Origin of the sequence: Acinetobacter sp. YH12134, assembly GCF_013418555.1 — a bacterium.
In the GTDB taxonomy this organism is placed as follows: domain Bacteria; phylum Pseudomonadota; class Gammaproteobacteria; order Pseudomonadales; family Moraxellaceae; genus Acinetobacter; species Acinetobacter indicus.
The window spans coordinates 34,147-48,599 of the sequence record NZ_VPBT01000015.1; the positions used below are offsets into that span (position 1 = coordinate 34,147).

13 protein-coding genes and 1 pseudogene are annotated in these 14,453 nt (G+C 47.4%); 7 read left to right on the top strand and 7 right to left on the bottom strand.

Annotated elements, in window-relative coordinates:
- Window positions 1–137: 137 nt before the first annotated feature.
- A complete protein-coding gene (locus tag FTU69_RS09760; protein ID WP_168383745.1) occupies window positions 138–2,900 on the bottom strand; it encodes a pitrilysin family protein in 2,763 nt (920 codons plus the stop codon).
- Window positions 2,901–3,021: 121 nt separating this feature from the next.
- Window positions 3,022–3,849 carry a PhzF family phenazine biosynthesis protein gene (locus FTU69_RS09765; RefSeq protein WP_180103810.1) on the bottom strand — a complete coding sequence of 276 codons (828 nt, stop codon included), beginning with the start codon at window positions 3,847–3,849 and terminating at the stop codon, window positions 3,022–3,024.
- Window positions 3,850–3,984: 135 nt separating this feature from the next.
- Here FTU69_RS09765 and FTU69_RS09770 point away from each other — a divergent pair, with 135 nt between their 5' ends.
- Together FTU69_RS09770 and FTU69_RS09775 are read left to right on the top strand one after the other, a co-directional pair.
- The gene (locus FTU69_RS09770; protein ID WP_168384636.1) at window positions 3,985–4,563 is read left to right on the top strand and encodes a flavin reductase family protein; all 579 of its coding nucleotides are present in this window, start codon (window positions 3,985–3,987) and stop codon (window positions 4,561–4,563) included.
- A gap of 107 nt (window positions 4,564–4,670) precedes the next feature.
- Complete coding sequence (locus tag FTU69_RS09775) at window positions 4,671–5,849, top strand: YbfB/YjiJ family MFS transporter (protein WP_180046832.1); 1,179 nt, start codon at window positions 4,671–4,673, stop codon at window positions 5,847–5,849.
- A 6-nt stretch (window positions 5,850–5,855) separates the two neighbouring features.
- Here the strand turns inward: FTU69_RS09775 and FTU69_RS09780 are convergent, their stop codons facing one another.
- A complete protein-coding gene (locus FTU69_RS09780; RefSeq protein WP_155757556.1) occupies window positions 5,856–6,017 on the bottom strand; it encodes a hypothetical protein in 162 nt (53 codons plus the stop codon).
- Between the two features lie 161 nt (window positions 6,018–6,178).
- On the bottom strand, window positions 6,179–6,388 hold the full coding sequence (locus FTU69_RS14945) for a hypothetical protein (protein WP_180088554.1): 210 nt from the start codon (window positions 6,386–6,388) through the stop codon (window positions 6,179–6,181).
- A 127-nt stretch (window positions 6,389–6,515) separates the two neighbouring features.
- Between FTU69_RS14945 and FTU69_RS09790 the strand changes: the two are divergent.
- A pseudogene (locus FTU69_RS09790) lies at window positions 6,516–6,812 on the top strand (MFS transporter); the annotation flags it as partial.
- Window positions 6,813–6,818: 6 nt separating this feature from the next.
- Here FTU69_RS09790 and FTU69_RS09795 read toward each other — a convergent pair.
- Window positions 6,819–7,388: a M23 family metallopeptidase gene (locus tag FTU69_RS09795; protein WP_005178963.1), complete on the bottom strand. Its 570-nt coding sequence runs from the start codon at window positions 7,386–7,388 to the stop codon at window positions 6,819–6,821.
- A gap of 217 nt (window positions 7,389–7,605) precedes the next feature.
- Between FTU69_RS09795 and FTU69_RS09800 the strand changes: the two genes are divergently transcribed.
- Window positions 7,606–7,767, top strand: coding sequence for a hypothetical protein (locus FTU69_RS09800; protein WP_180088509.1), 162 nt, complete (start codon window positions 7,606–7,608; stop codon window positions 7,765–7,767).
- A 289-nt stretch (window positions 7,768–8,056) separates the two neighbouring features.
- On the opposite strand, the gene icd is transcribed toward FTU69_RS09800, so the two are convergent.
- Window positions 8,057–9,313, bottom strand: a complete 1,257-nt coding sequence (gene icd / locus FTU69_RS09805) for an NADP-dependent isocitrate dehydrogenase (RefSeq protein WP_016659160.1) — start codon at window positions 9,311–9,313, stop codon at window positions 8,057–8,059.
- A 406-nt stretch (window positions 9,314–9,719) separates the two neighbouring features.
- Here icd and FTU69_RS09810 point away from each other — a divergent pair, with 406 nt between their 5' ends.
- Together FTU69_RS09810 and paaI are read left to right on the top strand one after the other, a co-directional pair.
- Entirely contained in the window at window positions 9,720–10,505 is a 786-nt protein-coding gene (locus tag FTU69_RS09810; protein ID WP_180103811.1) for an rRNA large subunit pseudouridine synthase E, read from the top strand.
- A 177-nt stretch (window positions 10,506–10,682) separates the two neighbouring features.
- Window positions 10,683–11,075, top strand: coding sequence for a hydroxyphenylacetyl-CoA thioesterase PaaI (paaI, locus tag FTU69_RS09815; RefSeq protein ID WP_005178971.1), 393 nt, complete (start codon window positions 10,683–10,685; stop codon window positions 11,073–11,075).
- A gap of 95 nt (window positions 11,076–11,170) precedes the next feature.
- On the opposite strand, the gene FTU69_RS09820 is transcribed toward paaI, so the two are convergent.
- The gene (locus FTU69_RS09820) at window positions 11,171–12,874 is read right to left on the bottom strand and encodes a M61 family metallopeptidase (protein WP_180103812.1); all 1,704 of its coding nucleotides are present in this window, start codon (window positions 12,872–12,874) and stop codon (window positions 11,171–11,173) included.
- Window positions 12,875–13,053: 179 nt separating this feature from the next.
- On the opposite strand from FTU69_RS09820, the gene FTU69_RS09825 reads away from it, so the two are divergent.
- Window positions 13,054–14,364: a D-alanyl-D-alanine carboxypeptidase family protein gene (locus FTU69_RS09825; RefSeq protein WP_257223631.1), complete on the top strand. Its 1,311-nt coding sequence runs from the start codon at window positions 13,054–13,056 to the stop codon at window positions 14,362–14,364.
- Window positions 14,365–14,453: the final 89 nt, after the last annotated feature.

A 14,453-nucleotide genomic window follows, 5' to 3' on the forward strand; every position in this document is an offset into this window, starting at 1 on the left:
CTATGATAAATTCACCTCATACTTACTCATAGCACCTATAAGGATTGCTGGCAGATGGGATCAGTGCCAACATAACCGGCTTCATAAAAATCTCCCGTATAGGGAGATTTTTTATATGAATGATCTGTAATCAGCACTTATTTTACCGGCTGACCATATTGATCAGCCATGACTTCGACCCAATGTTGCGGCAGCAGATATTTCTGGATCACCGCATCAATATCGGCTTTGCTGAGTCGGGCAATGGCCTGATCACGTTTTTCCCGATACGGTAAATCACGGTCAAGTTCCAGCTGTGCCACCAGCATCCGGTGAATACGGCGCTCATCTTCCAGCGCTGTGACACGCTGTTTCAGAATGTCAGCCTTGGCCGCCGCTACTTCCTGTGCAGTCACGCCATTTTTGCGCAACTCCTGAAAGACTTTATGTACCGCCTGCGACAACTGCGCCGCTTTACCGGCAGTATAGTTGGCACTCACACTGAGGGCACCGGAATTTTCAAAGCTGCTTAAACTGAGCGAACTGCCAAAACTGTAGACCAGCGCATTTTTTTCACGCAGCTCTTGCGCCAGACGTGAGGTCAGTTGTGAGTCCCCTAAAATATGACTCATGACCATTAATGCGGCTGCATCGGGATGATCATTTCCCACGGGCAGGGTCATCACGCCCTGATAACTGCCAAACTCACGCTGTTCGGACAGTACATGCTGTTTTTGCGCCGCATAGCTGTTATATGGCACACTTAAACGCTGATACGGCTGTGCCCCACTCCAAGTGGCAAACTGCTGTTGCAACAGCTTAAGAACCGGCTTGGCCTCATAATCGCCGGTAATGGCAATCCGGGCATGATCCATGGCAAAAAACTGCCGATACAGCTGTTTGACTTTCTCATTGCTGGCCTGGGTCAACTGCTGCTTGGCAAATTCCGGCTCGAAGTGATAACGCAAATCTCCCGGCTGATAACGCTCGATCAAACGTGCCATATTTAAGGCAGCCACGGTTTCCGGCTCGGTATACGGCCGGTCCAGACTGGCCAGACTTTGTGCCTTGATCAGATCAAACTGGGCCTGTTCAAACAGCGGCTTTTTCATGATTTCCAAGACAAATCTGAAAAACTCATCAAATTTATCTTTTTTGGCCACAATCGAAATGGCCACACCATTGCTATTGGCCTGTGCCGAAGCCGAACCGCCGGCTTCAATGGATTTGTCAGCAATATCCTGCAGGCTGTACTGATCTGAGGCACGCAGCATTAAATAGGCCATCAGGTCAATAATCTCGCCCTGATTAAACAGCGATTTTTCATTGCCAAAATCGACTATAATGGTGGCGTAGGTTTTATCGTCCCGGGTCGAGGTGGGAAACAGTGCATATTTCATGCCATTGGCCAGTGTGCCACGCTGGATTTTGGCTTCAGTCTGGCTTAAGGCCTGTTTGGATGTGTGCAGATACTGCTGAATTTCCTGCTCATAGCTGCTGATGTCTTTGAGTGGCTCGGCCTGTACATCCATTTGATCGAGGGTTTTCAGCGGTTCAGCAGCCTGCTGTTGCTGGGCCTTTTTCTGCTCTTCTGGTGTCGGCTGAATATGCCCGCGCATACGATGTTCAGGAATCAGGAATTGCTGTAAACGTGTATTGACCTGATCCACCGTTAAGGCCTGTAATTCCTGTTGATGGACAAAATACTGTGCCCAGTTGCCCTGCTCCGATACCACATAATCACTTAGCATACCGGCAAGAGCACTGGCATTGCTAAACAGACTGTCCTGGCTATTGCGAATCAGGGTTTTGACCCGGTTCAGCTCGGTCTGATTAAAATTTTTGCCCTGCTCGACACCCTGCTGCAAGGCAGTTTCAACCTGCTTGGCATTATGAGTCGGTGCATACAAGGCACCCATAAAGACCAGATTAAAATCCTGATCCAGCCAGGTGGTCGATTGCACCATGGTGCTGATACCGGTTTCAACCATGCCCTGATACAAATGCCCGCTCGGCTGCATGGTGTATAAATACGGCGCCAACGCCAGAGCGGTTTTATGCTGGCCGTTCTGACCATTTAAATAGATATTGAACTTGGCCAGCTGGCTGCCTTTTTGCACTAAAAAATCCCGGTTTTTGATGGTACGGGCATCCAGCACTGGCACCTTGACCTGTGCCGGAATCTGGCGTTTGGCCAGCGGACTAAAATGCTGATCAATCTGCTTGAGTACCTGCGCTTTATCAAACTTGCCGGTCAGCACCATCACGGCATTATTCGGTGCATACCAGTTACGATAAAAACGCTGCAATTCCGGCATCTGAATCGACTGCAACTCATTCAGATCACCAATCGGTAAACGGCCCAGATACTGGTTGCCATAGGCCGCTTTCCAGACCTGATCCATTAACACCGCATAGGGCTGATCCATACGCACTTCGCGTTCACGCTTCACAATCGCAATTTCTGCCGGCACAAATTTTTCTTGCAGCACCAGCTTGTCCATACGCTCGGCTTCAAGATAAATCATCTCATTAATGGCTGTCTGATCTGGGCGGATGGTGTTCAGATATTTGGTCGAGTAGTAGTCGGTGCTGGCATTATTGCTTAAGGTGTACTGGTTTAAACGGCGCTGGAATTCATCTCCCGGGACATTCTGGGTACCTTTAAACGCCAGATGTTCCAGTAAATGTGCCATACCGCCTTTGCCTTGGGGATCATTCAGGGAACCGGTAAAGTAGATGGTGCTCATCACCACTTTATTTTCTTTGGCATTGGGCGCCAGAATCACCCGAAAACCGTTATCCAGTCGGTATTCTTCAATCTGCTGTTCAGCTTTTACCAACACCGGCTGGGCAAATGTCGTAGCCCCTACACCCATGATCAGCAAAGACAGGCTGAGCTGTTTAAACCGCATTAACATAATTTTTTCAATACCTTTTACCTGCTGCAGCCGCTTATATGACTGCAGCATTAAATTGTTTGTTGTTGTGACTTATGTTTGAAAATCACCGGCATACCCGGCGTGATTTCCCTGTTCTGTTTTAATCTAAAAATAACTCGGCCACCAGATATAATTTGGCATAACCGGAAATTTCAATACGCTGCTCTGCCTGTAAGGCACAGTACAGCATTCCGCCTCGCGCCGAAGCCTGATAAGCCACCAGTTCAGTTTTGCCGGTTTTTTCTGCCCATAACGGCGCCAGACCGGTATGCATGGAACCAGTCACCGGATCTTCATCAATCCCTTTATGCGGGGCAAAGTAACGAGCAATATAGTCATAGTCCTGAGATGGTGCGGTCAAGGCCACATCCAAATCTGTCGCGGTAATTGCGGTGCTGACCTGATGCAGCTCTGCAATCTGCCGGATTTTGGCCAGATCGGGCTGGGCGGCTAACACTGCTTGCTCAGATTCCAGTACCAGAATATAAGCCAGTGCATTTAAATAGACTTCCTTGACCGGCTGATCAATCACATCCAGCAATTGTGCCGGCAACTCATCTTGCAGTACCGGCACACGGGTTGGAAAATTCATGCGGATTTTGCCATCATCATCTTGCGTGACAATAAAAAGACCTAAATTTTTGACATGAAAATGAATGGTTTTGGCGCGGGTATAATCCTTAAACAGTACAAAGCTGCTGGCCAAAGTGGCATGGCCACAAAAATCCACTTCGACAGTAGGACTAAACCAGCGAATCTCGAAATTTTCAGCATCCATCGGCTTGACAAAGGCAGTTTCGGAAAGGTTATTTTCCAGTGCAATATTCTGCATTAAAGCGTCATCAAGCCAGTCCTCGACCACTATTACTGCGGCCGGATTTCCCTTAAATAATGCTGTTGTGAATGCATCAACCTGATACATTTTCATGAATCTGTCTCCCGCTGTATTTTGTGCTTTTTCCCAAGCATGCATCAATGATATAAGTTTTAACACCCGGTACAATGCAGAATTGTTGTTTTCCTGCATATCTCTGGAATGATCTCTGATTGAGGAATAAAAAATATGACGCTCCCTGCTGATCTGCAAACTGTACCTTTGGAAAAGGCCTATCGTTTGATCAATCATGGTCCGACCGTGCTGGTGTCTGCGCAAGATCAGCAGGAAACCGATGTCATGGCTGCAGCCTGGGCCTGTGCGCTTGAGTTTAATCCTGCCAAAGTTACGGTAGTGCTGGATAAAAGCACCAAAACCCGTGCCATCATTGAACAGTCAGGTTATTTTGCCTTGCAGGTGCCGACCTTAAAACAGCTCAGGATGGTGCATCAACTGGGAAGCATCAGCCTGTTTCAGGAGCCGAACAAGCTGGACCGCTGTGGGGTCGAGCTGTTCCAGTTTGAGCATTCTCCTGTGCCGACAGTGGCCGGATGCGCCGCCTGGCTGATCTGTGAACTTATTCCGGAGCCGCACAACCAGCAAACCCATGACCTGTTTATAGGCAAAGTCATTACAGCCTATGCCGATCAGCGGGTATTTCGTGACGGGCACTGGTATTATCATGAAGTGGCCGATGAATGGAAAAGTATCCACCATATTGCCGGCGGGCATTTTTATAGCATTGGTCAGCCGGTTTCAGTGGAATAAACAGTTGTTAGATTAGCAAACAAATTGGCCAGATCAGCGCGCAACTGTAATAGCCCGCGCGCCATACAACAATATTTTAAGCATAATAAAAAGCGCAAGGAATCTGCATGGATGCACAGCAACGCCGCCTCAGCCTGTTTTTACTGCTGGCCACCTGTTTAGGTATCGGTATTTTTCGTTTTTCTTATACCGCCTTATTACCCAGTACCCGTCTGGCTTTTGAATGGAGTAGCGAGTTTGCCAGCCTGTTAGGCAGCGCCAATTTACTCGGTTATTTAATTGGTGCGGTCTGGGCCATGCGCTTAAACCGGCAGCTATTAAGCTGGATTCAGGCCGCGGCCTTTCTCGGCAGTTTAAGTTTATTCTGCTGTGCGTTCGCCGGTTTTGAGGGCAGCTGGTATCTGTTCTGGCGAATATTGTCCGGCATCTGCGGTGGCTGGCTGATGATTCTGGCGCCGAGCGTGGTTGCGCAGCACTGTGAATTGCAGCATCGGTTTAAAATTAATGTGATTGGTTTTAGTGGCATCGGACTTGGTGTGCTGCTCGCCACATTATTTTTGCCCTATTTAGATCATATCTCCACCTCAAGCGCCTGGCTGATTTTATGTGCCTTTGCCGTGCTGTGCAGTCTGGGTTTAATCCTGCTCAAACCCAAAGCCCTACCGGTTAACATCCAAAGCCAGCCTCAAAGCGCTGCTGCTGTACCCATCAATAAAAAGGTCTTTGCCAGCCTGCTCTTGGTGTATAGCTGTAGCGCGTTTTCCTATGTACCACACTCACTCTTCTGGATTGACTATTTAAGTCAGGTGCAACAACTCAGCCTGTTCTGGATCAATAGCCACTGGATTTTATATGGCCTGGGCAGTGCCTGCGGAGCGGCCTGTGCCTATTTTCTGGCAAAACAGCTCGGCAATTTCAAAGCCCTGAAAATCCTGTATTGCCTGTATGTGGCGGCCATTTTAGCGGCAATCGCCCCTTGGTCAGTGATGACTTTTCTGTCTTCCTTTTTTACAGGCCTGCTGAATCCGGCGGTGGTGTTTCTGACCTCTTATACCCTGCTCCAGCTGTATGGACTGGCCTATAAAAAGTTATGGGGCATGGCCACTTTATGCTTCGCCAGCGTGCAGCTGATAGGAGGCTTAAGCTTTAGCGGCTTACAAGTCGCCGGCTGGTCCTATCCGCAGCAGTTTTTACTGGCCGGTGCGGTTCTGGCACTGGGAAATCTGTATTTTATTTGCAGACTGCCGGCCACCAAAACCCCGGTTTCCACGGCGGATGTAAGCTGATCCCGTTTATTCATCAAATAGCTTTCTTAGTCCAAGCAACATAGCGGCAAGCCATTTAGAAATCAAGATGCTCATTGCACCTGCATCATCAAGTATGGCTTGATCATTCTCGTTCAATTGATTAATATTTAAACTGTGATGCAGCACGTAGGGTTGGCTACTAGCCACTGAGTTAACTTCTGCATGGGTGCTTGGTTTGTAAGTAGTAGCATTAGGCGATAACTATAAGTTATCGCCTATTTTTTCACACTGTCTAAAATAGCATCAAAACTTGCTTTGACTTGTATGTCACAATTAACAGCCTCGTTTGAATCCTCTCAAATCACCCATTACGCACCGTCTTCCTCGCCGCCTACAAAAACCTTAGTTTTTAGATAGTGGTAGGTCATCCCTTTTTCTTTAGAGGAATAACTTGATTCACCAAGTTTAAAAACCTGCCCCTTAGCAATAATTTGTTCAATCTTACTGGCAAGTTTTACCTTAATTGGATTTCTACCAAGGCTGCTGAATTTTCTATCCCTCTTTTTACTAAAACGAATATCAGTATTTAAAACAGGTCAAAAACGATCAAACCGCTCTCAGCCAATCCTTATAAAAAATTAATTGCCTTTCTCCCGCAACTCGGTAAGGCCAGCCTCAGAATATGTGGCTGCCTGGCAGGTGATGACCTTTCTGTCTTCCTTTTTTACTGGCCTGCTGAATCCGGCGGTGGTGTTTCTGACCTCTTATACCCTGCTCCAGCTGTATGGTCTGGCCTATAAAAAATTATGGGGCATGGCTACTTTATGCTTTGCCAGCGTGCAGCTGATAGGAGGCTTAAGCTTTAGCGGCTTACAAGTCGCCAGCTGGTCTTATCCGCAGCAGTTTTTACTGGCCGGTGCGGTTCTGGCACTGGGAAATCTATATTTTATTTGCAGCCTGCCGGCCACCAAAACACCGGTTTCCACAGCCGAGGTAAACTGATTTAGCTTATTCATCGGTCAGCTCTTGTACCAAATAGGGATAAGGATTCACGGCGCCTTGACCACTGAGATAAATCCCATAATGCAAATGTGGCGGTGTATTTTGAGCATTGCCGCTATTACCGACATAACCAATGATTTCACCGGCTTCAATCCAGTCGCCTTCCTGAATCTCCGCTGCATAATCCTCTAAATGCGCATAATAATGATGGCTTAAGCCCGGACCAATCACCCAGACCACTTTACCCCCAAGGTTGTTGGTGCCCACCCGCGATACAATTCCAGCCGTGGTTGAGCGTACCGGCGTGCCGCGTTTGGCAAAAATATCGGTCCCCTCATGCCGACGCCCTTCACTGCGCGCTGCGCCCCAGGTATCACTAATCTGCCTGGCCTGCACACCTTCTACCGGGACCGGTAAAGGCGCCATGAATTCCTGCTGTTGCAATTTCAGATACAGCATCGGATAGCGCATACCGGCGGCATCACCCGAAGGCGGTGGCTGACAGCCGACCAGCAGCACACTCAAACTTAAGCCAAGCGCCAGACCGGCGAGCCGTTTAGAAATCAAGATATTCATGGCACCTGCATCATCAAGGGATAACTTGATCTTAAGGTCTGCTCAGGGGTAGATAAAACACGGTTTTTGTACAGGTTTTGCTGATCTGGGTTTGGAGATGATTCCTCTGCTGCTTTCCGATCTAGATCGTCATGGGCTATATAGATATGACAAAGGCTCTCATCATGAGAGCCTTTGTCAGTAAATCAATTTAAAAACCTATCTGCGCCTTTAGGCGATGAAAAAGTTTTTAAATTGGGGGTGCGACATCATTGCTGACGTTGGTTTTTCTGTTTTTGATTTTGTTGCTGAGGCTGTTGCTGCTGTTGACGTTGATTGTCATTCTGCTGCTGATTTTGTTGACGTTGGTTTTGTTGATTCTGCTGGTTTTGTTGATTAGCCATTTCATATCACTCCTGTATCAGTTCGATATGTCGCACAATATGTACAGGTATTACTCTACCGGGTTTTGTTTTTTGCCCAAGTCATAAGCTGTATCAAATTGCCTCAATGTAATTGGGCACAGGATTATCCATTACAAATCAAGTGAAAAAAGTTCTGTCATTTTACTTTACTCACCCAAAGCATCACTGTGGTTACTTGTCATTACATTGACACAAATGAATGGGAAGATAAGGCATAAAAAACCCGCGTTAAACGCGGGCGGTTACACCGAATAGATAGCGTTTTTATTGGTCCATCTTATCAATAATCGCCTGACCAAATTCGGAGCATCGCAGCAAGGTCGCATCTGGCATGAGACGTTCAAAATCATACGTCACTGTTTTGGCTGCAATCGCACCGGATACACCCCGAATAATCAGATCGGCCGCTTCGGTCCAGCCCATATCGCGCAGCATCATTTCTGCAGACAGAATAATCGAACCCGGATTGACCTTGTCCTGCCCGGCATACTTTGGCGCGGTGCCATGCGTGGCTTCATACATATGAATTGCCCCACCAATATTGGCGCCCGGTGCAATGCCAATCCCGCCAACTTCTGCCGCCAGCGCATCTGAAATATAATCCCCGTTCAGGTTTAAGGTGGCAATGACCGAATAATCTGCCGGACGCATTAAAATCTGCTGTAAAAAGGCATCGGCAATTACATCTTTAATCATAATCTCTTTGCCGGTTTTCGGATTTTTTAGTTTCACCCACGGCCCACCATCGAGCAATTCGCCGCCAAAACGCTCCAGCGCCACTTCATACCCCCATTCCTTAAAGGCGCCTTCGGTATATTTCATGATGTTGCCTTTATGTACCAAGGTCACACTCGGCTTGTCATTATCAATCGCGAACTGGATGGCTTTACGCACCAGACGCTGAGTGCCTTCTTTGGAGACCGGTTTAATCCCAATACCACAGTTTTCTTCAAAGCGGATTTTGGTGACACCCATTTCCTCTTTCAGGAATTTAATAACTTTTTTCGCTTCCGGTGAATCGGCTTTCCATTCAATCCCGGCATAAATATCTTCCGAGTTTTCCCGGAAAATCACCATATCGGTCAGTTCCGGATGTTGCACCGGCGAAGGTACGCCCTCAAACCAGCGCACCGGACGCACACAGACATACAGGTCCAGTTCCTGACGCAAGGCCACATTCAATGAACGGATCCCACCACCAACTGGTGTGGTTAGCGGCCCTTTAATCGACACCACAAATTCACGCAAGACCTCAAAGGTTTCTTCCGGCATATAGGTGCCATAAATCTTGTTGGCCTTTTCGCCGCAATATACTTCCATCCATTCAATCGCACGTTTGCCGCCATAGGCTTTTTGTACCGCCGCATCCACCACCGCTTTCATAGTCGGGGTAATATCCACCCCAATCCCGTCACCTTCAATAAAAGGGATAATCGGATTGTTCGGCACATTCAGGGATAAATCTGCATTTACCGTAATTTTGCTGCCATCTGCAGGCACGACGATTTTCTGATAACCCATAATCCTTGCTACTCCCTGTGATTGGTGGGCGGGCAAATCCATACTATTCTTGCCCGGCACCGGTCTTTTTTGGCTGTCTGCTTAATTGTATTTTTAACTCGATGATCTTTTCAGTTTAATCAAAATTTAACCAGCCCGGGATTTATAAGGGAAATGGCCTTATTTCTGTGCTTAATAAATCGGCATATATCCTGTGCCATATCTCAGCAAGTTTTACATTTCCAATCAAAATCATCTGCTCAGCTTTGCCATAAAGTTCAGGCAGATCAGACAGAATCTGCTATAGTAGCCGGATATTGTGGACCTTCTTTTTGCTCATTGTCACCCTTTCTCTCCCATGCCGGGTTTTATTACAGTTAGCATAAGAATCACACCCAGATTTTTTTATATTTTTTAGCAGGTTACAGTGAAAATAGTTATTCTTAACAAGCCTTATGATGTGCTGTCGCAGTTTCGTCCCGATGAAAAGCACCCAACCATGGCCGACTTCATTGATGATCCGGATTTGCGGATTGCCGGTCGTCTGGACATGGATTCAGAAGGTTTAATGTTCCTGACCGATCATGGCGGTTTAAACCAGTTTATTACCAACCCGGCCAATAAAAAGTTTAAAACCTATCTGGTCCAGGTCGATGGTGACATTACCGAAGAAGCACTAGAACAGCTGCGTAAAGGTGTAGAACTGAATGATGGCATGACCTTGCCGGCCAAAGCGATTAAAGTGGCTGAACCGGAGTGGTTATGGGAACGTCATCCGCCGGTACGTTACCGCGCTTCGGTGCCGACCTCCTGGGCTGAAATTTCAATTTGTGAAGGCCGTAACCGTCAGGTGCGCCGCATGACCGCTGCGGTCGGCTTCCCAACTTTGCGTTTAATTCGCACCAAAATCGGTTCGATTGATCTGGTTCAGCTGGGCCTGCAACCGGGTGAAACCCGTGAAATTGAACCACTGCTCTATAGCGACTTTAAAGATGTACCAGCCGAACAGCCGTATCGCTCACGTTCTTATGTGAAGAAACCGGGCGGCGCTGGTGGCAAACCGATGCAGAAAAAAGTCAACAAAGATGGTACCGCCAAGAAAAAATCCGGCACACCACGCATCTGGCAAATGGAAGAAGGTGAAAAGCCACGTCGCAAGACCAATGGCACCACCCGTCCCAACACCAAATCACGTGGTCGTCGTGCCCGTTAATGGGGCTGGCATCTGTATAGCTAAAAAAGCTGTTGCAAAGATGCGTTGAATAGACGATGAAAATAAGGCTCCAACGGGGCCTTATTTTTTTGCTTGTATTTTCAGCATCACAATGCTATTTATGATTCACATAATTTTAAATTTAAAATAAAACGTATCTTAAAAAAGGAGTCTGCTATGGATCAGCAAGTTAATCCCATGTTTCATCAGGACCGATTAATGCAGCATCTGGGCGCCCATTTGGTGTCGTTTGGTGAACACAGCGCACAGATTGAATTAAAAATTACCGAGCAGCATTTACAAGGCCATCAAACCTGTAACGGTGCGGTGATTTTTGCGCTGGCGGATGCGGCTTTTGCCATTGCCTGCAACACCGGCGAACATCCGGCGGTGGGTCAGCACTGCGGCATTCATTATTTAAAACCGGGCCTGCTCGGCGATACCCTGACTGCGGTGGCAGAACATAAGGCCAGCAGTGGGCGCAGCGGTATTTATGATATTCGGGTCACGAACCAGAAACAGCAGATTGTGGCGGAGTTTCGCGGCACCTCACGCCTGATCATCAAATAAGGTTTTGTTGCGAAAGGTTTTGTTGCGATAGATCTGCATAAAAAAACCGATGCCTGAGCATCGGTTTTTTATAGTATAGATTTCAGACTGTGATTTTACACTTTTAACCAGCGATCCAGTTTGGCCTGATCTTCAACTTTTAATTCAACTTCAGTCAGTTCAGAACCTGCTGCATTCACTTCAAACTGCATCAGTTCATCACGGCGGAAAGCATGTACTGTAAAGCTGCCGCTCTGTTTGGCATACTGTTCGATCAGTTTGCTGCTGGCTTTGAGGCCATCAATGGCAATGATTACATCATGCGCCGACAGACCGGCTTGCGCTGCCTGACCATCACGGCGTGCGGCCTGTACCAGTACGCCTTCCGGTTTATCGGCCAGTTTTAGCCCCAATGGCAAACGCTTGTCATTTTTTAAGCTGTAGCTCAGACCAAATTCCGGGAACAGCTGATCCAGCGGTAATTCTTCGGTGGTGTTAATCAGATGGTTAATCTGCTCAGCCCAGCTATCACCGGTTAATTCCTGACACAATTCATAAATCGTGCGCTCATGCACCTGAATCCCCTGCTGCGCATTGTCATACAGCTTGCGCATTAACTCATCCAGACTAGAGCCACGCAGACGTAAACCAAGATCTAGACACAAGGCCACCAGACAGCCCTTGTTGTAATAGCTGGTGCCGGCATGGTTGGAGTTTTCATCCTGACGGTAGAATTTCACCCAGGCATCAAAGCTTGATTCAGCCACGGTTTGGATTGCCCGACCCGGATTTTGCAAATAACGGTCAATCTGCGCTTTTAATAAAGCAATATAAGACTCCTGATTAACCACACCGCTGCGTAATAAAATCAGGTCATCATAATATGAGGTGAAACCTTCAAAAATCCACAACAAAGAGGTGTAACCTTCCCGGTTCAGGTCATAATTGACAAAGCTGTCCGGACGGATAAATTTCACCAGCCAGGAGTGGAAATATTCATGGCTGCACAGCCCCAGAAAACGCTGATATTCTTTCGACGGCTCTTCCGGCTCATTGGCTTTTGGCAAGTCATCGCGCGGGGTAATCAGGCTGGTACTGTTTGGATGCTCCAGACCACCATAACTGTTCCCGGTCGCCATGGTCATAAAGGTATAATCCTGAAACGGTGCAGAACCGAACAGGGCAATTTCAGTGGCGCAGATTTTTTCCAGGTCCTGCTGCATTCTCGCAGCATTCATGGCATGTTTGCCCGACACCACAAATTCATGTGGAATGCCTGCTGCATCAAAACTAAAACGGGTCTGCTCGGCCAGTTCAAACGGCGCATCAATCAGTTCGGCATAGTTTTTGGCTTTTAAGGTATAACGCCCCTTCACCAGACTTTTGGCCGCCAGTCCGGTCGCCAGCTGGAAATGTTTCAGCTCATTGGGTAGGAACACTTCGACTTCAATCGCTTTATCTTCCTGACCTTCCAGCCCTAAACAGGCACAGGCCGGATTGACATATAACCGGGTCTGATCAACATAGGCACCACGCACCGACAGGTCGTAGGCATAAACATCATATTCCACCGTAATCAGTTCATGATCGGTATTAAACAAACGCCATTTGTTCTTTTCAAATTTCTGGATTTTTAAAATACGCCCGGCTTCATCATAAGCCTTGACCGCTTCAATATGTTTGGAAAATTCACGAATCAGATAGCTGCCCGGAATCCAGGTTGGTAAAGCTAGAACCTGTGTCGGATTGGCCAGAAAGCGCAAAGTGACATGAATAAGATGCTGACGATAATCGTCAAATTCGATTTGATAATGCAACATAATGGGCGATATAAAAGATCAAAGAGATAACTTATCAATTAGCTTAACATTTTTTTGTCATGCAATGCGCAGTCGTCTTCATTGTCGAAAATTATCGCTAGTCAGGCGGCAAAAAAAAGCATAGCATGCCTAAAATTTTTATGTTCATGACCAACGGACTGGTTAAAAAAGGAATCCCCTTGAAACGTGTCATCTACCTGATTGCGCTGCTGTGCTGGCTATGCAGCTCGCTTGCGCATGCCACCTTATTATCTTTTAATCCTGAAACGGTTGAAGCAGAAGCCTGGACCGTGCTTGATCCACAATCGGGTCAGGTCATTGCAGAACACAATAGCCAGATTCAGCGCGCTCCAGCCTCGCTGACCAAGATGATGGTGGCCTATATTGTGCTCAAGGACATTCAGGCCGGCAAGCTGAACGTGGCAGATGTGCTGACCGCAACGTCGGTGGTGAAACAGGTGATGTGGGATGAATCCCAGATGTACCTGAAAGAAGGTGAGCAGATTTCTGTTGATCAGCTGCTAGCTGGTTTAATTGTGATGTCTGCCAATGATGCCGCCCTAACTCTGGCCGAACGGATTTCTGGCAGCGTACCGCAGTTCGTGGCACGTATGAATCAGGAAGCACAGGCCTTGGGAATGCAGCATACCCATTTCCAGAATCCGGCCGGGATTACCATGCCGGAACATTATTCTACCGCGGCCGATCTGGCCCGTCTGGCACAGGCGGTCGTCAATGACACTCCGGATTATCTCGCTTATTCCAAACAGACCAGTTTTACCTATAACCAGCGTTATCACCGTGCCACTAACATTCTGCTCAAACAGGACCCGACGGTGGATGGCTTGAAAACCGGCTATACCCGAGCCGCCGGTTATAATCTGGCACTGACGGCCAACCGTCTCACCCAGAATTTTGATGATCCGAACCGGCGTTTAATTGTGGTGGTTTTGGGTGCCAAAAGTGCATTTAAACGTGCTGAAATTGCCCAGCAGCTAATGAACATCAGTTATACCTACACCCGTAACGAAGTGGCTTTAAAAAACAAACAGCTGATTGCCGAATTACCGGTGGTGAAGTCAACCCTGAAAATGTTCAAGGTCGAAGTGCAGCAACCGAAAATTGTCACCACGTCCTTATATGGCGAAAACAGCGCGATTGATTTAAAACAGTTTGATGTGACCCAGCAGCGCCTGTTTGTTAACGATGCCTTCGGTCAAACCCGGCTGATTGAACCTTTAACCCAGACCGAAACCCATTTGAATGTCGAGCTAAAAGAAAAATTACTGACGGCCCCGCTGGCACAGGTGATGCAGCTGGCCACTGTGCATGTTTATCAGAATAACCGCCTGATCAATACCATTCATCTGGAAGAAGAAGTACATATTGCCGAAGCCAGCCTGTTTGAAAAATTGCTGATCTGGCTAAAAAGCCTGTTTAGCTTTTCCTCCAAGGATGAAACCGCAGCCAGAACTTATCCGCTGGTTTAATCATGTGAACAAGCACAGTGGAAATGCTACATGATGTAAGTTGTCGAACAATCTGAGCCATTTTCCTGACCGGGAGATGGCATAAATTG